This is a genomic window from Sphingomonas sandaracina (genome assembly GCF_036663695.1).
Classification (GTDB): domain Bacteria; phylum Pseudomonadota; class Alphaproteobacteria; order Sphingomonadales; family Sphingomonadaceae; genus Sphingomonas.
Genome location: NZ_JAXOJK010000002.1, coordinates 755,941 through 780,233, shown reverse-complemented (window position 1 = coordinate 780,233; position 24,293 = coordinate 755,941). Strand labels below are relative to the sequence as shown.

Annotated in this window: 15 protein-coding genes; 7 read left to right on the top strand and 8 right to left on the bottom strand. The window is 65.2% G+C overall.

Annotation, left to right across the window (positions count from 1 at the left end; translation table 11 throughout):
* Positions 1-122: 122 nt before the first annotated feature.
* The 5 genes from U1707_RS08880 to U1707_RS08860 all read left to right on the top strand — a co-directional run bounded on the left by U1707_RS08880 (position 123) and on the right by U1707_RS08860 (position 7,651).
* Positions 123-710 (top strand): RNA polymerase sigma factor, encoded by a 588-nt coding sequence (locus U1707_RS08880; RefSeq protein ID WP_332799704.1) that lies wholly within the window; start codon positions 123-125, stop codon positions 708-710.
* A 70-nt stretch (positions 711-780) separates the two neighbouring features.
* Entirely contained in the window at positions 781-1,767 is a 987-nt protein-coding gene (locus U1707_RS08875) for a FecR family protein (protein WP_332799703.1), read from the top strand.
* A 144-nt stretch (positions 1,768-1,911) separates the two neighbouring features.
* Positions 1,912-5,004: a TonB-dependent receptor gene (locus tag U1707_RS08870; protein WP_332799702.1), complete on the top strand. Its 3,093-nt coding sequence runs from the start codon at positions 1,912-1,914 to the stop codon at positions 5,002-5,004.
* Positions 4,998-6,125: a Ca2+-dependent phosphoinositide-specific phospholipase C gene (locus U1707_RS08865; RefSeq protein WP_332799701.1), complete on the top strand. Its 1,128-nt coding sequence runs from the start codon at positions 4,998-5,000 to the stop codon at positions 6,123-6,125. Before U1707_RS08870 ends, U1707_RS08865 begins: the two co-directional genes overlap by 7 nt.
* Entirely contained in the window at positions 6,125-7,651 is a 1,527-nt protein-coding gene (locus U1707_RS08860) for a CehA/McbA family metallohydrolase (protein ID WP_332799700.1), read from the top strand. Before U1707_RS08865 ends, U1707_RS08860 begins: the two co-directional genes overlap by 1 nt.
* A 93-nt stretch (positions 7,652-7,744) precedes the next feature.
* Here the strand turns inward: U1707_RS08860 and U1707_RS08855 are convergent, their stop codons facing one another.
* Both U1707_RS08855 and U1707_RS08850 read right to left on the bottom strand, forming a co-directional pair.
* The gene (locus tag U1707_RS08855; RefSeq protein WP_332799699.1) at positions 7,745-9,847 is read right to left on the bottom strand and encodes a phosphocholine-specific phospholipase C; all 2,103 of its coding nucleotides are present in this window, start codon (positions 9,845-9,847) and stop codon (positions 7,745-7,747) included.
* 76 nt (positions 9,848-9,923) lie between these two features.
* Positions 9,924-12,317, bottom strand: a complete 2,394-nt coding sequence (locus U1707_RS08850) for a TonB-dependent receptor domain-containing protein (RefSeq protein ID WP_332799698.1) — start codon at positions 12,315-12,317, stop codon at positions 9,924-9,926.
* A gap of 161 nt (positions 12,318-12,478) precedes the next feature.
* On the opposite strand from U1707_RS08850, the gene U1707_RS08845 reads away from it, so the two are divergent.
* A complete protein-coding gene (locus U1707_RS08845) occupies positions 12,479-13,237 on the top strand; it encodes a DeoR/GlpR family DNA-binding transcription regulator (RefSeq protein WP_332799697.1) in 759 nt (252 codons plus the stop codon).
* A gap of 6 nt (positions 13,238-13,243) precedes the next feature.
* Here U1707_RS08845 and U1707_RS08840 read toward each other — a convergent pair whose 3' ends face one another.
* The 4 genes from U1707_RS08840 to U1707_RS08825 all read right to left on the bottom strand — a co-directional run bounded on the left by U1707_RS08840 (position 13,244) and on the right by U1707_RS08825 (position 19,130).
* Positions 13,244-14,518, bottom strand: a complete 1,275-nt coding sequence (locus U1707_RS08840) for a DUF5690 family protein (RefSeq protein WP_332799696.1) — start codon at positions 14,516-14,518, stop codon at positions 13,244-13,246.
* Between the two features lie 170 nt (positions 14,519-14,688).
* Positions 14,689-17,514: a TonB-dependent receptor gene (locus tag U1707_RS08835; RefSeq protein WP_332799695.1), complete on the bottom strand. Its 2,826-nt coding sequence runs from the start codon at positions 17,512-17,514 to the stop codon at positions 14,689-14,691.
* Positions 17,515-17,897: 383 nt separating this feature from the next.
* Positions 17,898-18,011 (bottom strand): AraC family transcriptional regulator N-terminal domain-containing protein, encoded by a 114-nt coding sequence (locus U1707_RS08830; protein WP_332799694.1) that lies wholly within the window; start codon positions 18,009-18,011, stop codon positions 17,898-17,900.
* A 642-nt stretch (positions 18,012-18,653) separates the two neighbouring features.
* Positions 18,654-19,130: a monooxygenase family protein gene (locus tag U1707_RS08825; RefSeq protein ID WP_332799693.1), complete on the bottom strand. Its 477-nt coding sequence runs from the start codon at positions 19,128-19,130 to the stop codon at positions 18,654-18,656.
* A 58-nt stretch (positions 19,131-19,188) separates the two neighbouring features.
* Here U1707_RS08825 and U1707_RS08820 point away from each other — a divergent pair, with 58 nt between their 5' ends.
* The gene (locus U1707_RS08820) at positions 19,189-19,785 is read left to right on the top strand and encodes a TetR/AcrR family transcriptional regulator (protein WP_332799692.1); all 597 of its coding nucleotides are present in this window, start codon (positions 19,189-19,191) and stop codon (positions 19,783-19,785) included.
* Between the two features lie 37 nt (positions 19,786-19,822).
* On the opposite strand, the gene U1707_RS08815 is transcribed toward U1707_RS08820, so the two are convergent.
* Together U1707_RS08815 and U1707_RS08810 are read right to left on the bottom strand one after the other, a co-directional pair.
* Positions 19,823-20,629 carry a S1/P1 nuclease gene (locus U1707_RS08815; RefSeq protein ID WP_332799691.1) on the bottom strand — a complete coding sequence of 269 codons (807 nt, stop codon included), beginning with the start codon at positions 20,627-20,629 and terminating at the stop codon, positions 19,823-19,825.
* Positions 20,630-20,699: 70 nt separating this feature from the next.
* Positions 20,700-24,014: a TonB-dependent receptor gene (locus tag U1707_RS08810; RefSeq protein WP_332799690.1), complete on the bottom strand. Its 3,315-nt coding sequence runs from the start codon at positions 24,012-24,014 to the stop codon at positions 20,700-20,702.
* Between the last annotated feature and the right edge of the window lie 279 nt (positions 24,015-24,293).

The following is a 24,293-nucleotide window of genomic DNA, read 5'->3' as shown; positions in this document are numbered from 1 at the left end:
ACGGCGCGGATGGCTGGCCCGTTCGAGTGGACGTTGCAGGCGACCGCCTCCTCCGGCTGTCGCCATAGTGACATATGGGCGACCTATTGGGAGCGCTACCTTTAGCCACAGCGTGAGATTGCGTGCCTGTCGTCCGCCCTATCGACTGCTGGTTCATCGAGGAGGTTCTGCCCTTCGAACGCGATCTGCTCGATGCGGCGTACCGTTTGTGTCGCGGCACGGACGAGGCCCGCGATCTGGTGCAGGATGTGCTCGCCCGCATGCTGGCGACGGAGGCTTGGGGCGCGATCGGCAACCCCAGGACGTACATGATGCGGATGATGCGCAATCTGGCGATCGACCGGCTGCGCCGCGCCAAAATCATCGATTTTCGCCATTTCGTCGATCTCGAGAATTTCGATGCGCCCGACGACACCCCCGACCAGCATCGCATCGCCGAGGATCGTCAGCAGCTCGACGATCTGGCACGCGCGATCCGGGCGTTGCCGGAAAGGTGCCGCATCGTCTTCGAACGCTGCCGCGTCGACGGTCAATCGCCGCGACGGATCGCCGACGAACTCGGCGTGAGCCTGTCGACGCTGGAAAAACGGCTTGCCCGTGCAGTTTACCTGCTCACCCAGGCGCTTGAGCCACGGCGTCGGGACACGTACGAGGGGCAGGAACCGGCGCTCGAACACCGCCCGCCCGCGAGATTACGCACCCCCCATTGAGTGCCGCCTTGGCGGGTCGCGGTGCGGCATTCGTCTAAAGGAGTATGTACGTGCTGAAAGAGGATCGCGCATGACGCGGTTCGGTGGTCCTGTTCGTGACGATGCCGATGTCGATGCCGCCGAGGCCGCCGCGTGGCTGGCGCAGCATCGTCTGGGGACGCTCGACGAGGTCGCGTTCCAGACGTGGCGCGACGGCGATGTCGCGCACGCGATCGCCTTCGCGCGTGCGCTCGCGATGTGGAACAGCGTCGGCGTCGACACCCCGCAAAGTGCCCCCGGCGCTACACCCAAAAACGACGCCACTCCCGAACCCGACGCACGCGCCGAAGCCGGCTCGACCCATTCGCGTCGGAATTTCCTGCAGGCGGCATGCGCGGTGCTAGCGGTCGGCGTCGTGGCGGCCGGTGCCACCGCGACGCGCGCCTATGCGTGGGAAAGCGAAACGACCCGGCTTGGCGAAAGCAAGACGATCCGCCTGCCCGGCGGGGGTTCCATCGCGCTCAACACCGACTCCCGCCTGTCCTGGCGCGTGTCCGGCACCGAACGGACGTTCTGGATCGAACGCGGCGAGGTCGCGCTCGATCTGCCGAACGGGCCCGACGCGGTGATGCACGGCGACGGCCGTTCCGTCATGCTGTCGGCGGGGCGCTTCAACGTTCGCGCACGCGGCGAGGCGCTGGACCTGCTGGTGCTGCAGGGCGTGGCCCGCGTCGCCGGGCGGTCCGGTTCGGCGATCGATGCCCGCGGCGGCGCGACGAGCATGCTGGTATCGTCCGAAGCCGCCATCGTGCGGCCCGCCGATACGGATCAGGTCGACCGCATCACCGCCTGGCAGCGCCGGGAAATCCTGTTTCTCGACGCGACATTGGGCAGTGCGGTCGAGGAGTATAACCGTTTCTTGGCGCGCAAGATCGTCATCGTCGACCGCGAGCTCGCCAGTATTCCCGTCGGCGGACGGTTCGTCACGAACGATCCGACCGCGTTTCTGGCCGCCGTCTCGACCGGGCTGAACATCCGGGTATCGCGCTCGCCGACCGCCTATCTGCTGACGCGCTGACGCGCTGACGCTGCCAACGACGCGCACCGTCCTCGCGCCGATCGAACGCAAGAAAGTTTTCACGGAGTTGGCGGTTGGCCCTGCGCTGATCGTCTTTCGTGATGAAGACGCTTTCAGCCAGCTCGTACCAACAGAGGTTTCCACATGCGCCCGAAATTCGCCGGGACATCGCTTCTCGCGGTGCTCCTGATGACGCCTGCCGCCTACGCTGCGCCGATCGCCGCACCCGCGCTGCAAAGCTTCGATATCGCCCCGCAAAGCCTGGCGAGCGCCCTGACCGAATTCGGCCGTCAGGCGAACGTGCAGATATTCTTTCCCCGCGCCGCGATCGCGCAGGTGAGGTCGACGGTGATCCGCGGCGCAATGTCGCGACAGGCAGCCCTCAGCCTGTTGATCGCGAACAGCCCGCTCCGGCTGCGCAGCGACGATGGCAGGACCGTCGTGCTGGGCGCGGCAGACCCGCAAAGCCGCGCTAGCCTTCGCCATTCGGTCGCCCTGACGATGAATGCCGCGGCGCCAGATCCCCAGCCCGCCGCCGGTACGGCTGCAGATCCAGTCAGCGATCCCGGTAGCGAAATCGTCGTGACCGGCGCAGTGCCACTCGAGGAGGAACGCGCGCTCGCCTGGAAACGACAGCAGGTCGGCACCAACGCGGTCATGTCGGGCGAGACGATCGCCCGGCGTCCGGGCGGCAACATCGTCGACATCCTCGCCGTGCTGCCGGGTGTCAGCGCCTATGCCGATATGGGGCTCGGTCAGGCGGCGACCGGCGAAGCCGAGTTCATCTCGATCCGCGGCATCGATTCCAGCTACAACGCCTATTCGATCAACGGCATGCGCGTGGTGGAGTCGGATCCGGCGACCCGCGCGCTGTCGCTCAAGATGATCGCGCCCTACGGCCTGCGCTCGGCCAGCGTATCGAAAACGCCGGGCGCCGCCGATTACGGCGACTCGATCGGCGGTACGGTCGACATCGCGACGCCGACCGGCTTTCAATATGGCGACCATTATCTGAAGGTCACCGGCGGCTCGAACTACAACGACCGCGCCGACAAGCTGGGCTTCAAGGCGTTCGGCGGGGTCGGCCAGATCGAACTCGCCCAGACGTTCGGCGCGAACCACGCCATCGGCATCTACGCGACCGCTTATTACGAACAGCGCCGTTCGGCAGCGGAAAGCACGGAAGCCGTCACGTATATTCCGGCGACCGCGACGTCGGGCCCGGGCGACCTGACCGCGATGGGGATCAAATACGACCTCTACGATTCGAACATCGAGCGCTTCGGCGGCAATGTCTCGCTCGATTTCCGGGGCAATGCGGTCTCCGCCTTCATCCGCGGCACCTATGGCCACTACAAGGTCTCGTCGATCGACGTGCAGCACAGCATCACGGGCGGCATCCAGCAGCAACTCGGCACCGCGCCCTATTACGGCGCGAACGGTGCCTATACGCCGCTCGGTACGCTGGCCGGCAGCTACTTCCAGGCGCGCGACCAGATCTCGCAGCTCGGCACGATCCAGGCCGGCAGCGACATCAAGATGTCCGACACGGTGACGGCATCGCTGCGCGCGTCCTACGGCTACGGCCAGCAACGCCGCCCGAATTACGTGGAAGGAAGCCTGTACAGCGATGCCAGCCTGCTGACGGACAGCGCCGGTAATCCGCGCGGCAGCGTCCTGATCGACACCTCAAATCCGACCAATATCGGTCTCGCGTTCGCCGATCCGTCAGTGCGCAACGCGGTCTTCAGCGCGGATTCGATCCGTGCGTGGAAATTCCAGGCGCGCGACGTCGAGTCCGACGACAATCTGTACGAGTTGAAACTCGACATGGATTACGCCCCCGATGGATTGATCAAGCACATCAAATGGGGCGCCGACTTCAGCCTCTCCGACCGCTCCCAATATGATCGCGGGTTGCTCGGCAACAACGGCGACAATTTCGTCATTCCGGCCGCCGATGGCAGTCGACCCGATTTCGATGCCGGACAAGGCCCGACAGGCTCCGCGCTGCCCGGCCGCAACGTCGATTTCATGGGCACGAACTATCCCGGCTTCCGCATCTACGACCGGACATATTTCGAAAAGAGCATCCTGCCCTACGCCTATACCAACCAGTTCACGCCGGACGGGACGCCCAATCCGGGGTATTACACCACCAACGACTATGCCCGGAACACCGTGTTCGGCACCGAGACGGTCCTGGCCGGCTACGCACAGGCGGATGCGGCGCTCGGGCCGGTGCAGATGGTCGCCGGGCTTCGCTTCGAGCATACCGACTTTTCCGCGACGCACTGGGTGGTGGTCACCGATTCCGGTGGCACGTCGCCGAACGATACCGGCCATTTCACGTCGGACGGCAACAGCTACAACGAGTTCCTGCCGAGCCTGAACCTCGCCTATCGCCCGACCGATCGACTGGTCATTCGCGCAGCCGCACGACGCAGCTTCGCGCGGCCTGCCTTCTCGCTGGTCGCGGGTCCGGAAACCTACAGCTATAACGACGTCACGGGTGCGCTCGCGTTCGTCAACCGGTCCAATCCCGATCTGAAGCCGACCACGGCGACCAATCTCGATCTCGGCGTGGAATGGTATCCCGATCATAGCGCGGTGATCGAGACGGCCGGCTTCTACAAGCATCTGTCGAACTTCGTCTTCACCGCGACGGCAACCGGCAGCACGCCGAGTTCGAGCGGGGGGACCAACACGGTCGGCGGGGTCGTCTATACGATGCCGCTGAACGGCAGCAACGCCGACCTCTACGGCGTCGAATTTCACGCGCGGAAGCAGTTCTTCGAACTCGGGCGCTTCTTCGGTGGCTTCGGGATCGAGGGATCCGCCACGTTGCAGGACAGCAAGGCCGACAGCGGCGTCACCGGGCGCGGCACGACGGTGCTGCCGCGCGCGCCCAACGTCATCTACAATACCGAGCTGTTCTATGAGCGCCCGGCATTCTCGGGCCGCCTGGCCTGGCAATATGTCGGCCGCCAGTTGCTGAGCCTCAACGACCAGCTCGACACCTATCTCCAGCCCAACCGCCAGCTGAACTTCAATGCAACCTATCACATCGGCAAATGGTCGCTGTCCGGACAGGTGCAGAACATCCTGAACAAGGAAAGCTTCTACAAGACTATGGGCAAGACCACACGCTATCTGGGCGTCCAGGATGGCGGCGGTAACGGCTCCTACGTCGAGACGGGTCGCTTCTTCAAACTGACGACGTCGTTCCAGTGGTAAAGGACTGGGCGCGGCGGCTGGCGGCCACGGCGTTGCTGGCGTTCGCTGCAGCGGTTCCGGCGGCGTCGCGGCATGCCGACCGCGTCGAAGGGCTGCCGGCGACGCTCCGCCTGGATCAGGTGCAGCTGCTCGGCTCGCACAACAGCTACAAGCGCTACCCGTCCGCCGACGAGGAAGCACGGATCCGCACGCTCGCCCCGCAATATTGGGACGAGCTCGACTATGGCCACCCGCCGCTGGAGGCGCAGTTCGGGCTCGGCATCCGCCAGATCGAGATCGACGTCGCGCCCGATCCGCAAGGCGGGCTGTATGCCACGCCGTACCAGATGGCGGCACCCGCGACACGCAAGGCGATGACGGCGCCCGGTGCAAAGGTGCTGCACTTTCCGCAGCTCGATATCGAGAGCCATTGCCTCGTCTTTCGCGACTGCCTGGCGATCCTGCGGCGCTGGTCGGACCGCCACCCCGATCATCTGCCCGTCACGGTGCTGGTCAACGCCAGCGACTTCCCGCCGATCGCCGGTTCGTGGCTGCACGACGCGAAGTTCGAGGCGGCGGATCTGGACGCGCTCGATACCGATATCCGCACCGTCATGGGTGAAGATCGGCTGATCGTCCCGGACGACGTGCGCGGCGCTCACGCGACTCTGGCGGAGGCGGTGCGCGCGCACGCCTGGCCAACGCTCGCCGCGGCGAAGGGGCGTTTCCTGTTCGTGCTCGACGGCGATCAGCGGCACTACGCGCTCTACCGCGCGGGCCACCCGTCGCTGCGCGGGCGTGCCATGTTCGGCTATTACGACGAGCAGTCGCCCGAAGCGTCGGTATTCAACATCCAGGACCCGCGCGGCGAAGAGGCTCGTATCGGTCGCCTCGTGCGGGCCGGCTATCTGGTTCGCACCCGCGCCGACGCCGACACGAAGGAAGCGCGCGCGAACGATCCGACCCGCCTCGACGCGGCAGTGGCATCGGGGGCGCAATTCGTCAGCAGCGACTATTACGACGGTGTGCCCAACCCGCACGGCTACGCCTATCGCGCGAGCTTGCCCGGCAACGTCCTACAACGCTGCGACCCGGTCGCCGCGCGCTGCAGGCGCGTTCCGTCGAACCGGGCGGACCGGTGATGCGTCCGCTGCTCCTCGCCACGGCGGCGCTGGGCATGGTCCCGCTTCCCGTCCCCGCTCAGACCGCACCCGCTTCCCTGCAGGACGTGGTGATCAGCGGCGTGATGCGGGACAGCGACCGCGGCAGTTACCGCGAGCTCCCGTTCGACGTACCCGCAGGCGTCACCAAATTGACGATCGACGTCGAGGGCGCGGATCATAAGGACGGCACGTATCTGGTGCTCGGCGTCTACGATCCGACGCGCGAGCGCGGCTGGGGCGGCGCGATCAAGCCCCACATCGTCATCGCCGAGACCTTCGCCTCCACCTCGTATCTGCCGGGACCGTTGCCGAAGGGGCGCTGGCGGTTGAGCATCGCGGTGGCGTCGATCCGGCCCGGTATCGTGTCGCCGTACAGGATGACCGTGCATTTCGATCGGGGGGCAGCGGCGCAAGCGATCACGACCACGCCGCTCAGGACCGGTCCGGGCTGGTATCGCGGCGACTTCCACACCCATACCGGGCAAAGCGACGCACTCTGCCGGAGCGAGCCAAGCCGCAATCCGGTGCCGTGCCCGGTATATTTCACGCTGAAGGCCGCACGCGATCACAAGCTCGATTTCGTGACGGTGACCGATCACAACGTCCGCTCTCAGGTCGCCGAACTCGCCGAGCTCGCGCCATTCTTCGACGATCTGCTCGTGATCCCCGGTCGCGAAATAACCACGCAATATGGCCATTATAATCTGCTCGGCGTCACCGATTTCGTCGAATACCGGCTGGGCGCGGTCGGCGCACCTGACATCGATGCGATGTTCGACGGGTCACGCAGTACGGGCGCGGTCATCTCGATCAATCATCCGGAGATTCCTACCGGCGAGAATTGCCTCGGCTGCGGATGGTCGGCGCCCGGCACCGATTATGCGAAGGTCGGCGCGATCGAAGTCGCCAATGGCGGCATCGCGGCGGATCACGGCGGCGCGTTCGACGATGGTATCGGTTCGGGCACCGCATGGTGGGAAAAGCTGCTCGATCGCGGCTACCACCTGACCGGTATCGGCGGCAGCGACAATCACGATGCGATCGACGGCAAGGCAGGCACCTCGCCGGTCGGCGCACAATCGCCCGTCGGCACGCCGGCCACCGTGGTCTACGCATCCAACCTGTCGCAGGCAGGCATTCTCGCGGGCCTCCGGTCGGGGCGGATGTTCGTCGATCTCGAAGGGGCACACCCCGGACGCGTGCTCGATCTGACGGCGCGCGCAGGCGCTCACGCCGACACAGCGATGGGCGGGACGTTGCGCCGCGATCCGGGACAGCCGATCCACGGAACTGTCCGTGTCGCCGGCGCAGACGGAGATGTCATCGATCTCATCGCCGACGGCAGACATTTATTTGGGGGTCGCCAGGGCGCCGTCACGGGTACCGATGCCAAAGTCCCCTTCGTTATTCCCGCAGGCGACAAGGTCCGTTGGCTGCGTGCCGACGTACGCACGCCCGACGGTCGACGGGTCCTCATCGGCAACCCGATCTATGTTATTCGGTAGCCGGTCGTACGCCCCCATAAACGGTCTCGCGGCCAATTTCTGGCTCGGTTCAAGACGAAATTTACGTTCTCTCCGTGACTAAAACGACGAGCATCAAGCCGGTTGACGAGGGGTTATGAACGGATCGCTGCACGTAATTCGGCCGGGGGCGTCGATACGCCCCGATACCCGGCGCAGATAGTTCGGGACCGCCGCTGCGATGACCGTGATGTCGTACCACCCATGGCTCTCGCCCAGCGGCCAGCTGCGTTGCGCTGTCGTGAGCGGCGTCACCAGAGCAGTCTGACCGACCCGTTCGACCCGCGCGACCAGGCTATGGATGTGGTGCCCGGCGGGGAGAAGCAACGTCATCTCAGTCGGGCTCGCGCGCCAGCCCAGCCCGGACAACGACGTCGGGTCGTCCCGGTGCCCCGTGAAGTGCCGGTGAAACCCGTTCGGGCCGACCACCCAGAGATCGTAGCGGCCATCGCCATCGAACCCCCAGCGCCCGTCCAGCGTTCGTTGGGGCTCGACCGTGAAACGGCGCGGCGCTCGGGCTAGGTCGGTACGGTCGTAGACGTGGAACACCGCGGCCTGCGTGCCTTCGGCAACGAAGCGCAGTTGGACCGCGCCGTCGGCGATCGTCTCGCTGACGGCCAATGCATAGGGTAGCGGGCGGGCACGGCGGATGCCGGGTTCCTGCCAGGGAAGCGACGAACCGGCCGGCGCCTGCGGGCTCACCTGCTTGGGGATCACTGCGGCCCGCGCGGCATCGGCACGCGGATCGGGCATGGCGGCGAATGGCGCAGGGTCGGCGGCGGTGAAGTCGAACGCCGAGGTCAGGTCGCCGCAGACCGCACGACGCCACGGTGCGATGTTGGGCTCCTGAAAGTCGAACCGGCGTTCGAGGAAACGGATCACCGAGGTGTGGTCGAATACCTGTGAATTGACCCACCCGCCCCGGCTCCACGGCGAGACGACGTACATCGGCACGCGCGGGCCCAGCCCGTAAGCCCGGCCGCGATAGGCGGGCAGGTCGAGCGCAGCGTCGCCCTTGCTCGGGTGGAGATGATAACTGCCCTCGAGATCGACCGTCGAGCCGCCGAGGACCGTGCCGTCTGCTGCGTGCGACGGCGGCGCCGGCGGCGGCATGTGATCGAAGAAACCGTCATTCTCGTCGAACATGACCAGCAACGCGGTCCGCGCCCAGACCTTCGGGTCCGCGGTCAGCGCGTCGAGCACCTCGGCGGTATAGGCCGCCCCTTGCGCCGGGCTCGACGGGCCGGGATGCTCGGAGCCCTTCGCGGTGGCGATCACGTACGACACTTGTGGCAATCGTCCGGCGAGCACGTCGGCGCGCAACACGTCGAGCCCGCGGGTCGTCAGCGCGCGCTCGCGCAATGCCGGGTCCCCGCCACCCCGGTGCGCGTCGCGGAACGCGGCGAAGCCGACCAACGGGTTGTCGGTGAAATTGTCGGCCATGTCCTGGTAGATGCGCCAGTCGACGCCCTTCGCCTGCAACCGCTCGACCACCGTCGTCCAGCGGTAAGGTTCGGCACTGCCGCCATCCTCGGGAAAGCTGTCGTGCGAATTGCCGATCGCCGGCCCGCCCAGCGTGCCGCCAGGGTCGTTGGTGCCGCTCCACAGGAACAGGCGGTTGGTGTTGGTGCCGGTCTGGACCGAGCAATGATATGCGTCGCAGACCGTGAACGCCTCGGCGAGCGCGAACTGGAACGGGATGTCCTCGCGCCGGTAATGCCCCATCGCGCGCTGGCTCTTGGCTTCGGGCCAATGCGCCATCCGCCCCTCGTCCCAGCCGCGCTGCGCATCGGGCCAGCTATGCGGCGTGCCCTCCATCCGCATCAGGTCGAAGTTCGTGCGCGTCGCCAGGTGGAACGGCAGAACGGTGCGCGCGCCGCCGGGCGCCGTCCGGTCGCGCTGATACCAGACCGATCCAGACTTCGTCGCACCGGACTCCGCGGGAACGGGGATCGGCAACCGGTCGGCGAACCCGCGCACGCCCCGCAGCGATCCGAAATAATGATCGAAGCCGCGATTCTCCTGCATCAGGATGACGACATGCTCGACATCCATGATCGAGCCCGTCTTCACGTCGGGTGCGATCGCCGCCGCCCGCGCGATCGCCGCTGGAAACGCGGACAGCGTCGCGCCGGACAGGCCGGCGGCGAGCAGCGTACGGCGGGAAACGTCGGTCATTGGGCAGATCCGGATGATGAACGGGCACGATCCGAAAACGCGCGGATCGTGCCCGTATAGCCTCGAAGATACCGCGTCAGAAGTCGAGCGACAGCGACGCGGTCACGGTCCGCGGCGTACCGAGGAACGCCGAGCCGCCATCGGCACTCGACAGATAGCGTTCGTCGGTCAGGTTGGTCGCCTGCACCGTCAGCGACACGCCCTTCAGCTGCTCGTTCACCGCACCCAAATCGGCACCGACATAGCCGCTGACCAGCGTGAAGCTGCCGGCCTTGGCCAAACCCTGCGTGTCGATGTTGCGGTCGCCGACGAACTTGGTCGCGACGCCCGCCTTGAAGATCGACTTCTTATAATCCGCAGAGACCACCCACATCGTGCGCGGCGAATTGATCACCTGCTGACCGGGCGTCACGCCGACGTCGGCATCCTGCGCGGCGTCGCCGGTGCCGATATAGGTCGCATGATTGTAGGTGAAACTGCCCGACAGCGTCAGCGGCGGCAGCACGCGGTAGGCGAGCGCCGCCTCGATGCCGCGACTCTTCACCCCGCCGACGTTCAGATAGACGCTGTCCTGCTGCTCCAGATAGTCGATTCCCGTGACGAGGTTCGAAGAGATCGATACGATCTGGTTCTTGAACTTGATGTCGTAGCCGGTCAGCGACGCCTGGATCCGCCCGGTATTGTAGCGTGCACCGATCTCGATGTTGTTCGCTGTTTCCGGCCGCAGGTTGCGGATCGCCTCGGGCGGCTGGCCGAGCGGACCGTTGCCGATCGCCGCGAAATTCTGCGAATAGCCGGCGAACAGCTCCATGCCCTGAAGGGGTGTCACATAGGTGAGCCCGGCGTTGATCAGCGGATCGGAATGCGACTTGATCGACGTCTCGCTCAGATTGCCGAGCAGCTCGGTGCGGCTCTGGTCGAGGAAGAACTGCTTGACCCCGAGCCGTGCGGTCAGCGCACCGTAGGTCACCGCGTCCTCCGCGTAATACATCACCTCGTCGAGCCCATAGTCGGTGCTGAACTGCATGTAATAGGGCGTGCCGTCATAGGCGGGGCCGATCCGCGCATTGGTCACCTTGTGCCAGTCGCGCAGCTGGTTGGCGCGGCTGTGCTCGAACCAGAGGCCGGCGCGGAACTGGTTCTGCACCACGCCGAAGTCATGCTGCCAATCGACGTCGCTGGTGAAGCCCATGCGGTCGTTCTTGTAGTGGGTGTGGCGGTACGACATGACCGGCGTCGCGTTCGACGCGTAGCAGGTCGGCGAATATTCGGCCGGCACGCCGCTGGTGCCGACGCATCCCGGCGTCGGCGTGGCTGCCGCACCGGTCGGCGTAACGAAGTAAATCTTGCCGAGCGCGTCGCTGCCTCGCACCGTCGGGCCGCCGACATATTCGCTTTCGGGATTGCCGGCGCCATCGTCGCGGACGTCGACCAGATACGGCGGCGCGAAATCGCCGCGACCGCGCATCCGGTGATAATAGCCTGCCGCCTGCAGCTTCACCTCGCCGACCTCGGTCCGCGCCTTCAGATAGCCGAACAGGTTTTTCCGCAATGCCCGCGATGTCGAACGGTAAGCCTGATCGACATACGGCAGGCCCGTCCAACTGTCGGTATAGGCATCGTGGTTCGGGTCGTTGGCGAACTGTGCGGGTGATACCGATCCGAACTCGGACTCGTCCGCATCGTCGTACGAGACGAAGCCGGTAAGATCGACCGTGCCGACCCGGCTGAGCACCTTGGCGTCGATATGGTCGCGGCTGGTCTTGCCCGATCCGCCGATCCAGTCGCGGACGCGCGAGGTGGAGGCGCTGATATACGCGGTCGTGTTCGGCGCGATCGTGCCGGTATCGCCGCGCACATAGAATTTGCGCGCACCGAAATCGCCCCCGGCGACGGTGAAGCGCAGACGGCTGTCCGCGGTCGGATCGGACGTTACGTAATCCAGCGTCGCGCCCAGCGCTTCGTTGGACCGCGACGAGATGTCGGCGGTGCCCTGCGACACGTTGACGGTCTTCAGATCGAGGACATCGATATAGCGGTTGGCACGCGATCCGCCGCCATAGCCCGAGCCGCCGTTCGGCAGGCCGTCGATCGTCGAGCCGATCTGCTGGCCGCCGCCGCCGCCGCTGTTGAACCCGCGGATACTGATCGACGTCACCCAGTCGGACGACCCGAACGCATCGCCCTCGCCGACGAACACGCCGGGCAGTTCGTTGATGACGTCGTTGACGCTGGCGAGCGCGGACTGGCGCTCGATCATCGGCGCGGTCACGCGCGTGTTGGCAAATGCGGTCGCCTGCCCCGTGACGACGATTTCGTCGGAACGCGACTGATCCGTATCGTCAGCCGGAGTCGCTGCCGGTGTGCCCTTCGTCTGCGTACCCGTCGTCTGGGTGCCGGTCGTCTGCGCGCGCGCGTTCGTCGTCGCCGCGATCGCCAGGATCGCCGCGCCCATCATCCACCTGTTCATATCGTCGTCCCCTGCCGCGGTCCGAATATCGCCGGGCATCCCGTGCCGCCCCCTTGCAAGCACGGTGTGACATGGTTGTGACATTATGTGGATATGCTTGGTATTTTGTGGCTTGTGCGCAACAGGTGATCGGGAGAAACAGGCGCTTCAGGAGACACCGTGTGACGCAGTCGGATCGTATCGCCAGTCTGATCGCGCTGCTCGAGGCGCAGGGTTCGTGTTCGATCACGATGCTCGCCGATCACTTCGGTGTGTCGGACGAGACGATCCGGCGCGACGTGCGGCAACTCGAGGCGAGCGGTCGCGCGTACAAGGTGCACGGCGGGGTGAAGCTCCCCGACAATCGGATGGAGGCGCCATACCGGTTGCGGATGCATGCGCAGTCGGACGCGAAGCAGGCCATCGCGCGCCGGGCCGCGACGCTGATCGAGGACGGCATGACCGTGCTGATCGATTCGGGTACCACATCATGCTGGGTCGCCCGCGCCCTGGCGGACCGGCGGCGACTGACGATCGTGACGAACAATCTGGAGGTCGCGGGCGACATGCTCGGGCGCGACGGCATCCGCGTCTTCCTCGCCGGCGGTGCGGTCAACGTCGATTACCGTGCGACGTTCGATGCCGAGGCGGTCCGCTATTCGCGCTGCTTCTCCCCCGATGCGACGATCCTGTCGATGGGCGCGATCGAGGCGAAGCGCGGCTTCATGGATTTCGAACCCGACGAGGCCGCGTACAAGCGCGCGCTGCTCGACGGCGCGCGGCGGGTGATCGTCGTCGCCGATGCGGAGAAGTTCGATCGCGCCGGCACCGTCCATGTCGCCGACTTCGCGCAGGTCCACGATCTCGTCACCGACCTCCGCGTACCGCCCGCGATCGCCGATGCAGCGACCCGCGCAGGCGTCCGCCTTCACACCGCCTGAACGCCCTCACCGCCCCTGCGGATGGCGGACGAACCAGAGTGCCGAGACGAACGTCAGCACCAGCAACGCCGCTCCGGTCAGCATGCCCGCATCCAGGAACACCCCGAGCCAGTCGCGTCCCGGAACGGTCGCGCTCCGCACGAGCAACAGCCCGATGCTCCCCGAATAGCCGAATGCGTCCGCCAGATAGATCAGGAACCCGGCCGTACCCGGCGAAGGGCTGACGGCCATGATACGATCGAACAGGATCGCGCTGAACGGGGCATAAGCGAGATAGATGCCGATGCCGGTGAGGATCATGCCGGTAACCGGGCCGATCGCCCCTGCGCGCAACGCCAGCATCGATCCCCCGAGGATCGTCGCGCCGGCGATGATGACGCCGTGGATCGCGACCACCCCATACCGGTTGTCGCGCACGAGACCCAGCATCGCCAGGCCGAGCAGGACGATTATCGCCACGGGCACCTCCGTCGCGAGGTACAGCGCAGGCGTCGCCGGACGATCGAGCGCCATCCATAGTTCCGGTGCGAAATTGTCACGCAGGTCGCGCAGCGCCGCCAGCATCGTATAGCCCGCGATCAGCGCCGTCACGGGAACCCAATGTCGCCGCAGATAGGCGCGCCGCGCAGCAGCATTCATCGGCCCGCGTATGCCTCTGGCATCGGCATCCGCCGCATCCGGCGCTGGGGATCGCGCAAGAGCGACCATGCCCACCAGCAGCAGCGGCGTGAAGATCAGCCCGGTCAGCGCCGGCATCCAGAACGCGCTGACGCCGTGCACGAGCAACAGGCTGCCGACCGATCGCGTCGCGCCCGACGACAGGATGAAGCTCGCGGTCAGGATCGACGCCAGCACCTCCGAATTGCGCCGCCCCTCCAGATAGCTGAAGACCAGCCCCCAGATCATCCCGAGCGGCAGACCGTTCAACAGCATCGCCAACGGTCCAAACCGGGCGGGCAGAAGCGCGAGCAGCAGCAACGCCCCCCACGCCGCGCCGATCAGCGACAGGATCAGGCGCGTACGATGCTCCGGCCGATGGACCGAGACGACATGCACCCCGATCATCTTCGACAGCGCGTAACCGACCGCCTGCGACAGGATCAGCGCGGTCTTGTAGTCGAGCCCGGCAAACACCGCCGGTATGCCGTCGAAGCCTGCCGCGGCGATCGGCTTGCGAAACCCGTACATCGCAAAATACACGCAGAACGCGGCGACGCCCGGCATGATCGTCAGCAGCTTTGCCGAAACGAGTTTTTTCGACGCCAGGAACCAGGAGTTCACCGGCAGTCACTGATGCAAAGACGTTTCACCGGCGTGACACCGCCCTGGTTGTCGGCAAACTCCAGCGCACCCGGAAACCCCTACGGGGGCAGCCCCGCGATCCGTCATTCCTCGGCATGGGCGGCCTGCACTATCGCCAGGCCCAGCGGGGCCGCCCATCGGCCGCAGCATCAGAACGTAATGCGCGCCACGCCGCTGATCTGCCGGTCGCTCATGATCGAATCGCGCGGCCGGGTGGTGATGCCGTAGAAGGTCGACCGCACCGTGTTGGTGAGGTTGGTGCCGTTCAGCGTCAGCGACAGATGCGGCGTCACGTTGGCGGTGATCGACGCATCCAGCTGCCCCGACGCCTTCTGGAACTGCGGCAGGTTGCCCGTGCCATTGGCCGATGTCGTCACCAGGAACTCGCTGCGCCAGTTATAGGCGACGCGTGCCGAGATGATCCCGCGCTCGTAGATACCGATCAGATTGTAGTTATACTTCGACAGCCCTTCGAGCGACAATTTCGTCACCGGACCGTCGCTTGCCGGGCTCGGCGCCTCGGAATCGACGAAGGTGAAGTTCGCCTGGACGCCAAGTCCGGCGAGCGGACCCGGCAGGAAGTCGAAGAACTGCTGATACGCGACTTCCGCGCCCTTGACCTTCGCCTTGCTGGCATTGTTGTAGGTGGTGACGTCGTAGGTTGCCGTGACGCCGTCGGTGAAGGTCACGTCGCGCGGGGTGATGACCGTCTGGATGTAGTTCGAGATATCCTTGTAGAATCCTGCGACCGTCAGCGATCCGCTCTTGGCGAAATACCATTCGAGCGAAGCGTCGAAATTGGTCGACTTCATCGGCTTCAGATACGGATTGCCGGTCGACGTGACGTGCTGCTGGTCGATCTGCGCGGTACCGGGTTCGGTGATCGTCAGGCTTGGATTGAGCTGGTTGAAGTCCGGGCGCGAGATGTTCTTCGACGCGGCAAAGCGCAGCTGGAGCCGGTCGGTCAGGCGCCCACGCAGATTGAGGCTCGGCAGGACCGACGTGTATTTGGTCGCCTCGTCGACCTCGGTGAAGGTCGGCGCCGCGGTCGACTGGGTGCCGTCGGGCGCGGTGATCAGGTCCACCTGCTGATAGAAGCCCGATACCGCGACCTTACTCTGGACCACGCGCACGCCGATGTTGCCGTCGATCGGCACCGGCAGGTCGTCCGCCTTGAAGAACGCAGCGACATAGCCGGTATAGGTCTTCTGCGCCTGCGTGTTGGTGCCGCTTGGCACATAGCCCGGCGTCGTCGTGATACCTAGCGACTGCCGCGTATCGTCGTAGTTCAGGACCGTCGGCAGCGAGAAGGCCTGGATGTCGCCGAACAGATCGGCCTGGCCGCGGAAGAAGCCGCCGAGGTCGACATAGCGCAGGTTGGTCGCAGCACCGGCCAACCCGGTATAGCGATAGCCGGTATCGCTGGTCCGGTTGCGACGATCCGCGAACCGGAACCCGGCCTTGATCGAGCTTAGAATGCCCTCGTCGAAGCGATATTCACCGTCCAGGCGACCGACCTTGTCGGTGCCCTTCGAGTTGTTGAGGTTGTCGAGGTAAAAGCCCTTGCTGTAGGTCGCGGGGTTCGCGAGCCCACCGGCGGACGTGATCTGGAACGACGGGATCTCGCCCGAGATATCCTGCGTCAACGTGGTGGCGACGCCGCTCAACCCGACGATCGAGTTCAGGTTGTCGGTCTTGGAATCGACATATTGAAGATCGCCGGTGATCGTCAGATTGGCGGTCGGCTTCCATTTGCCGTTCAGCGAATAATCGGTCGTCACCGAATGACGCGAACCGAGCGAGGTGTTGTTGCCGATCGGTACGTCGGTGAACGTGCCGCTCTGGAAATCACCGTTCGGTGCATAGGTGAACGGAGCGCCGGCCAGCGGCGTGATCGATGCGCCGCTGGTGTAGGCGAAATAGCTGTAGCCATAGGAGCGCAGCTTGTAATCGTTGCGGAACACCTCGCCGGTGAACTCCAGCGTGTCCGTCGGGCGCCACTGCAGCGACACGTCGATGCCGAGGCGGCGGCGGTCGCCGAACACTTCGCCGATCCCGTTGCCGTGCGGCAACGTGGTGGTCTGGCCGGTACGCCCGAGGAGCGCCGCGGTGGCGGCATCGCCAGGATTGCTCTCGTCGAGCGTATAGAACGGCTCGGTCGAGATCGTATCCTGGCGGAAATTGGTCTTCTGATACGACGCGCTGGCGAGAATGCCGATCTCGCCGATGCTGGTATTCCAGCGATCGCTGACCAGCAGCGACGCGGCCGGCTGGCTCTTCTCGATCAGGTCGTAATAGGTGTTCGTCGCTGAACCCGAGATCTTGAAGCCGTCGAAATCGAACGGCTTGCGCGTACGGAAGTTGATCGTGCCGCTCAGCTGGTCCTCGATCAGGTCCGCCGACGGGTTCTTGTAGACGTCGATCCCGGCGAGCAGCTCGGACGGTACGTCCTCGAGGCTCAGCGCGTTGCTCGAACCGCTCGCGGTGAAGATGTCGCGACCGTTCAGTTCGGTGCGGACCTGCGTCAGGCCGCGGATCGCGACCGAGCTGCCTTCGCCGAAGTTGCGCTGGATCTGGATGCCCGAGATGCGCTGCAACGCCTCGGCGATGTTGCGGTCGGGCAGCTTGCCGATGTCTTCGGCGACGATCGAGTCGACGATCTGCGACGAGTTGCGCTTGATGTTCTGGGCGGACTGAAGGCTCGCGCGGACGCCGGTGACGACGATATCGCCGCCCGCCTCTGCTGGTGCATCGGCGGCGGGTGCGGCGGGTGCGGTGTCGACCGTCTGGCCCTGATCGGCGCTCGGCGCGGCAGTACCGCTGGTCTGCTGCGCTGCTGCCACCGGCGCGGGCGGCGCATCCTGCGGTGCCACGACCTGCGCCTGCGCCACCGAACCGACCATCATGAGCGCCAGCAGCGACACGGTCGTGCTGAGACCCTTGATGCTGCCGCTTCGAATCTGGGTACGCTTCATCACACTCTCCTTCAGCTGGTCTGGCCCCGAAGGACCGCCTGCGTTTCACCCTTGGATATCGTGCGCGGCGTGCCGCTGCCGTATCGTCCGCGGCGACTAACGAAGGAATTAGCGTATTTATATGCTAAATCGTTTTACGCCGACAATTTGCAGAGTATGATGGCAAAAATGTCGCACTTGCAGGTATCGTCCCAGATTCTCGACCGCCGCGGCATCAAATTATTTGGCTCAACTAGTCCGAATCGGCCCAAAATCTCGCGGGAATACTTTTAGCGACGGCAAGCGTCCCTAAAGATCAAACATCGCAATTGTCGGACTTAACAGGCGCGCGTCTTAATATCGAGCGTGGTTTGTAATCGGCGCTTGATCGGGCAGTCGAACCGTCAGGGGAGGGAAACGTGCTCCAGCATCGGGGCCATGATCTGCACCTCATCGGGCCGGTCGATCAGACGCAGCATGCGGCGCCACGCATCGAGCAAGTCGCGGTCCGCGGTCAAGGTGTGGCCGGACAGGATTTTAGCGTTTGCCTCCAGTCTATCTCGCTCCCCTCCCTGGAAGGGAGGGGTTGGGGGTGGGTCGGCCTGCTTGGGTCTCTCTCGCGTGCATATGCGGAAGCCGACCCACCCCCTGCCCCCCTTTCAGGGAGGGGTGAAGACAGGTGGACGCTATGCCCCCCCCGGCGGAGGCCGGGGTCCAATTGGGGGACGGTAATGACTGAGGGTGGTGCCGGCGCGATAGATCAACACCTCGCCGTCGATCATCAACTGCTTTCGCCCCGCACTATGAGGCTGACGACCGGCCGATAGCTTTCCGGCAAAGGGTCGATGCATCGGGCTGAACTTGTACAGCCCCACATTCGGCATGGCGGTCGACGTCAGGCCTTCTTCGCCTTCGCGGGCGACCGTCGAAGCCAGGTCCGCGATAGTCGCGTCCATCGCCCGGCCATGTCATGCCGGACCTATCATATCATGGCCTCCCCCTAGGCGGACGAGATCATCGTCGATGAGTTGAAGCCGTTCAGGTTCGCCGAACGGGATGGTCAGCTAGGCGATATCCTGAAGACCATGGTCGCGGATGGCTGAGCGGATGTCGGTAGCGCCAGACCGTGTGGCCGAGCCTTGGCCGCGTCAGGTCGCATTTCACGGCTGCGCGGCTTGCGCGTTACCGCCCTGTACGCGTGCCCTTGCCGACATGAAGGGTCCAACCGGACGCCGCTCCGGCGCGAACCGCTGTAGGCCTACCGGCTCGGGCATGGCGACGTACAGCGCTTCCACGCCGCCCTTGGCGTGATAGGTCTCGTGCCAGAAGCCTGCCCCTGCCGACAGCTCGCGGACGCGGCGCCACCAATCCGCGTGGGGCTCGCTCCGCGTGAAGCGTTCGAGCGCTTCCAGATCCCGCCAATATTGGCGAAAGCCCAGATGCGTCAGGCTGAACATCATGCTTTCGTGCGCCAGCAGGCCGTCGGGCTGACGGCGCGCGATCGCGTTCAGGCCCGGCCCGATGCGGCGCATCGCCAGCAGCCCTCGCCATCCTTTCAGGCGGAAGCCGAGCATGATCATGACGAGGTCGGGATAGGCGGCCAAGTCGACCGACTGACGATCGATAGGTGCTTGCATCGTCGTACCCTTTCCTGTTTACACCGTAGACCTAAGCCTAGAAGTGTACGATGTAAACATGGTCGCAGAAAATAAGCCCGATCTGCGCGCTCGGCTGATCGCTGCCGCGCTGGCCACGCTGGTGCGCGGCGAGGAGGTAGGGTTGCGTGCGGTCGCTCGCGATGCGGGCGTCTCGGCGATGGCCCCCTACCGGCACTTTCGCGACAAGGCGGCACTGTTGGGGGAAGTCGCGAAGTCCGGCTTCGACGATCTACGCACGGCGCTGCTGACTGCCGATGCCCAGCAAGACGCACGGACGGCTTTGGTCGCTCAGGGCGAGGCCTATATCGCCTTCGCGCGCGCGCGCCCTGCCCTTTTCCGATTGATGTTTGCCGGTCACGATGGCGGTCCACCGCCAGTCCAGGACAACGCGTATGGCGTCATGGTCAGGCGCGTGCAGGAACTTGCGCCCGCCGATGTAGACGTGGCGACGCTCGCTTGCTGGGCGGCCGTGCACGGCATGGCCACGCTCGCACTCGACGGCGGCCTCCCGGCGGACGGCTCGCCTCACGAGCACGCCGCGCTCACGCTGATCGTGGCCGGCTTGGCCTCTACCGGTCGCCAGCACCCGGACACGGACGTTCGACCCTATCGAGCGTGTACCGCACGCAGCTGACCGAACGTCGCAAGTGGCAGGGATAGCTTACGTCGCTTCAGTGGCCCGCTGGGGTAACGCCTTCGCAATGCCCGAACATGGCGTTGAGATACGCCGCGAGCCGTAACCCCGATTTCGTCATGCGTTCGTGCAGCAACGGACGCAGTGCGATGACATAATCGCCATCGATCACCCCAGCCTTGGGATAGATCGTCTTGTGCAACGCGCGCGCCTCGTTCACCCAAAGCTCGGGATCGGCACTGGACCAGGCGATCGCCTGTTCGGTCGTGATCCGCGGCAGCAGATAGTCGGTCCATTCGGTGTACGACATGTCCTCCATGTCGATCAGCCCCGAATCCCATACCGCATGGAGATTGGTCTGCTTGCCCCCCATCGTCACGATCTCGTCGTTGCCGCCGCGATCGCGGCCATTGCCGGAATGCAGCGGCTGGCCGAGATCGCCGACGATATGGACGATCATCCGAAGCGCATCGCGTCGTTCACCGGCAGGCGCCTTGCGATCGACCACGATGGCGCGGAATTTCGCGAGCGCCGACAGGGCATCTCCCTGGGGTGGCGCGCCGACTTGGCGATAGGTCTTGCCGTCGGGAACGGTGACGAAATGCCAGTTGAAGGTCGTCTTGCTCCAATAGGGATCGGTGCCCATCCGTTTGTAATCGGCCCAGTTCGACGCGTCGGCTAACGTTTCCGGGCCGAGCAGGTCGCGGATCTCCAGGCGGGTCTGTCCGCAGATGAAATGATCCGCCAGTGCGCCGCTGACGCGGTGCCCGGTCGCACCCCAGGCGAACGCCGCGCTCGGCATCATGACCGCCGCCGCGGCAAGGCAGGATAGCAATAGACGCATAGGAATAGTCCTGAATTACAGCCTGAATTACGAGAGACGGGGGCGGCGCCGTCGCCACCCCCGTCTCCGGTCAGAAGTCGAACCGCATGCCGACCCGCATCTGCCAGAGCGATGCGCTCTGATACGTCGTCGCGGTCTGCGTGCTGGGGTTCGAGTAGAGATAGCGCCCGCAGGTGCTCTGCGCGGTCGCCACGCACGACACGTTCGCGACGCTGACCGAATCCGAGAACACCTTGTAGGTGTTCCAGTTGCGGTTCAGCAGGTTCAGCACGTTCTCGACATCGGTGAAGATCTTCGCCTTGCCGAAGAAGAACGGGATCTCCTGCGAGATGTGGAGATCGAGCTTCGAATAGCCCGGCGACGTGCCGATGTTGCGCGACGCGATCGCGCCATAGTGGTTGCGCAACTTGCTGCCGTCGACCGTGGCACGGATCGCGTTGAGCGTGGCCTGGTCGGCGAATTCGACCACGCCGACCTGCGGACGCCCCGCGGCGTTGATGATCGCGGCCTGATCGAAATCGGGGACGTAGAACAGGTGCCGCCCGTTGCCGCCGACCGTACCGAACACCTGCGATCGGCCGTTGCTGGCATCGGTGAAGGTGTAGCTGAACGGACGACCGCTGCGGAATTCGCCGAACAGGTCGATGCGGAATTCATTGTCGCCGAACAGGTCGGCGCGATAGCCGATCTGCACCTTCCCGTTGTGGCGCGTCTCGAAGCTCGACCGGCCCAGCGTGCCGCGGTTGGGGTCCGCCGTCGTGACGCCCAACAACTCGGTCGGCGTATAGCCGGTGAACGATCCGACGTCCTTCACGTCGGAATAGATGTAGTTCGCGCCCAGCGACAGGCCGCCGATCCGCTTGCCGACACCGAGGCCGACCACGCGCGAACTGCCCTGGCTGGTGTTGCGCAGGACGATGTCCCAGTTCGATCCGCCGGCGTTGGCATAGCGCGGACGACCATCCGGCAAAGTACCGATTTGACTGGTGCGCAGATCCGTGGCGACGAACCCGTTCTGCACTTCGCTGGCGAGTGCGCTCAGGTTGAACTCCCAATCGTCGGCGATCCAGTTCGGTCCGAACGGCAGGTCGCCCGACCAGGTGAGCGCGACATTCGCCTTCCAGGTGGAGGCCAGCTTCAGGTTGGGATCGAGTGCCGCAACCGACGCGGCCGCCGGTGCGCCGGTGCCGGACAGATACCGGTCGACCAGCGACGGCACGCCGGTCCCCGAGACGTTGTCCAGCGCGGCCGATCCCAGCCCGGGCGCGATGTTCGCCGCCGCGCCCGACTGGGTGGCATCGACGAAACCGGTTGCGGTCCGCTGGAACAGCAGATTGTTCTGGCGCACGCCGTCATTGGCGAACGAGTTGGAGAACCAGACGTCGGGCGTACCGCCGCCGAACAGGCCACCGCCGGCACTGACCCGCAGGTTCGGCTTCACGTCCCAGGTCACGCCCAGGCGCGGCTGCAGCACGCCCCCGGTCGGCATCGCCGCGTTGGTGAACCCGTAGGTGGCGAGGAACCGCTGGTTGAGCATCGGCCGTTCGGCGTCGATCCAGTCGTAGCGGAGGCCCGCCGTGACCGTGATATCCGGCGAGACCGACCAGCTATCCTGCAGCCCGAAGGTGTAGGACATGTAGTTGAACCGCGCCGCCGCGTCGCTCGGGTCGCCCGACAAGGCGTTGGCATAGGTCAACTGGTTGGCGCGTCCGGCCGCCAGGTCGGCGATCGAATCGAAATAATATTTCCCGCGGGTCGCCGGCACGAACAGGTTGTTGATCTTGACGCGCTGCCCCTCGGCGAGGACCTTGATCACGTGACCGCTGCCCGAATACTGGCCCGACCACGACACCCCGGTGTTCTGGAGGCTCAGATAGTTCGATTGCCGATACTGGTCGGGCCCGAGCAGCACGCGACCATTCGGGCTGGTGCCCGTCGGCGCGAGGCAGTTCAGCCCGCTGCCACGCGACACACCGTCCAGGCAGACCTCGAATTCCGGAAAATCGGTGCCGCCATAGGGATCCTGACGGCGCTCGTAATCGCGCCGCGTGACCCGGAACTCGGTCGAGAAATTATCGCTCCAGTTGGAATTCAACTGCGCCGCATAGGCGTTGGTCTTTTCCCCCAGCAGATAGAAATTGGATTGCAGGCCAACCGACGGGTCCGACCCGCTCTCGCTGAAGCCGACATCGCGCGGCACTTCGTTCTCGTGATGGATGTACGTCAGCGCGAGGCGCTGCCGATCGCTGATGTTCCAATCGAGCTTCGCCGACGCCTTCTTGTCCTTCTCCGGCAGCGTCTTGGCGATATCCAGCGGATCGAAGCCATAGCGGCTGTTCAGGATCCCGCGGACCTGGTCGACATTGGTGCGCGTGACGAACGGGATCTCGGTGCTGGCGCCCTCGCCCGCCAGGCCGCGTGCGCTGACCTGGCTTTCCTCGAGCTGTTCATATGCGACCGCGAAGAACAGCTTGTCCTTGATGATCGGCCCTGAGAAGTTTCCACCGAAATCGCGGAATTTCGGGACCGGCGTCAGGCGACCCGACGCGGCCGGGACGACAGCGCCGTTGGACCGGACATTGTCGTAGGTCTTCGTGCCCTGGAGGTCGTCGTCGCCATAGATGCCGAACAGGCCGCCATGAAACTTGTTGCCGCCCGATTTCAGGATGATGTTGACCGAGCCGCCCTGAAGATCGCCTTCGGAAATGTCGATCGGCACGGCCTTCACGTTCAACTGGTCGATCGCGTCGAGCGACACGATACCGCGCGCAGACGGCAGGCCACCGGCGTTAAGGCCGAAATCGTCGCCGATCGCGACGCCGTCGATGGTGAAGCGGTTGCCGCGCGGGCTGGCGCCACCGATCGAGATCGCCCGGCCGCGTGGATTGGGATCCAGGCTGGTCAGCGGATCGCGGCGCAGCAGGTCGCGCAGGTCGCGGTTGACCGAGGCGATGCCCTGGATGGCGTCCGCGTTCAGGCTGGTCTGGCCCGCAAGCGCAAGGCCATTGCGGTTCCGCGCGGCGGTGACGACGATGTCCTGCCCCGCTGCGGCCGCGAGCGTGACGTTCAGCGTCAGCGTCGTACCCGCCGCGGTCTGGATGCCCTCGACGGCCTTGCTGTCATAGGACGGTGCCTCGACCGTCACGCGGAACGGCCCGCCCGCGCGCAGGCCCGACGCGCTGAAATTGCCGGTCGCGTCGGTTGACTGGCTGACCTGCGTGCCCGACGGGATATGGACGATGGTGACGGCCGCGTCGGCAATGGGTTGCCCCGCCTGATCGCTCACCCGTCCGCGAACGGACGAGGTCGTTTCCTGTGCCGATGCAGGCTGAACGCACGCCACCGTCAGCGCCAGAACGCTGGCGCCGAGTATTGAATGTCTCATGATGCTCCCGGGGATTGTCGCGATCTTTATCGCCTGATGCGGCCGCCTATGCGCAGCGATCATGTCATGTTTGTTACGTCTGCGACGGATCGAGAATTTCCCTGTATCGAAGATACGGGACTGCATCGCATCGGGCCTATGCAGGCGCGGCATCGTCTTCACCGCACCCGCATTGTTCGGTCGATCGAAGGTGATGCCGGTGCCGGGTTCGTTCCCGCGTCAGCATCCGCTCGTGACCGCGCGTGTTCTACTGGTGAACCGTTCGGACGCGAGTTCACC

Excerpts from the sequence above, each read along its gene's own strand:
- U1707_RS08875 (WP_332799703.1), top strand. The coding sequence starts at position 781 with ATGACGCGGTTCGGTGGTCCTGTTCGTGACGATGCCGATGTCGATGCC.
- U1707_RS08870 (WP_332799702.1), top strand. The coding sequence starts at position 1,912 with ATGCGCCCGAAATTCGCCGGGACATCGCTTCTCGCGGTGCTCCTGATG.
- U1707_RS08860 (WP_332799700.1), top strand. The coding sequence starts at position 6,125 with ATGCGTCCGCTGCTCCTCGCCACGGCGGCGCTGGGCATGGTCCCGCTT.
- U1707_RS08855 (WP_332799699.1), bottom strand. The coding sequence starts at position 9,847 with ATGACCGACGTTTCCCGCCGTACGCTGCTCGCCGCCGGCCTGTCCGGC.
- U1707_RS08850 (WP_332799698.1), bottom strand. The coding sequence starts at position 12,317 with ATGAACAGGTGGATGATGGGCGCGGCGATCCTGGCGATCGCGGCGACG.
- U1707_RS08835 (WP_332799695.1), bottom strand. The coding sequence starts at position 17,514 with ATGAAGCGTACCCAGATTCGAAGCGGCAGCATCAAGGGTCTCAGCACG.
- U1707_RS08825 (WP_332799693.1), bottom strand. The coding sequence starts at position 19,130 with ATGCAAGCACCTATCGATCGTCAGTCGGTCGACTTGGCCGCCTATCCC.
- U1707_RS08820 (WP_332799692.1), top strand. The coding sequence starts at position 19,189 with ATGGTCGCAGAAAATAAGCCCGATCTGCGCGCTCGGCTGATCGCTGCC.
- U1707_RS08815 (WP_332799691.1), bottom strand. The coding sequence starts at position 20,629 with ATGCGTCTATTGCTATCCTGCCTTGCCGCGGCGGCGGTCATGATGCCG.
- U1707_RS08810 (WP_332799690.1), bottom strand. The coding sequence starts at position 24,014 with ATGAGACATTCAATACTCGGCGCCAGCGTTCTGGCGCTGACGGTGGCG.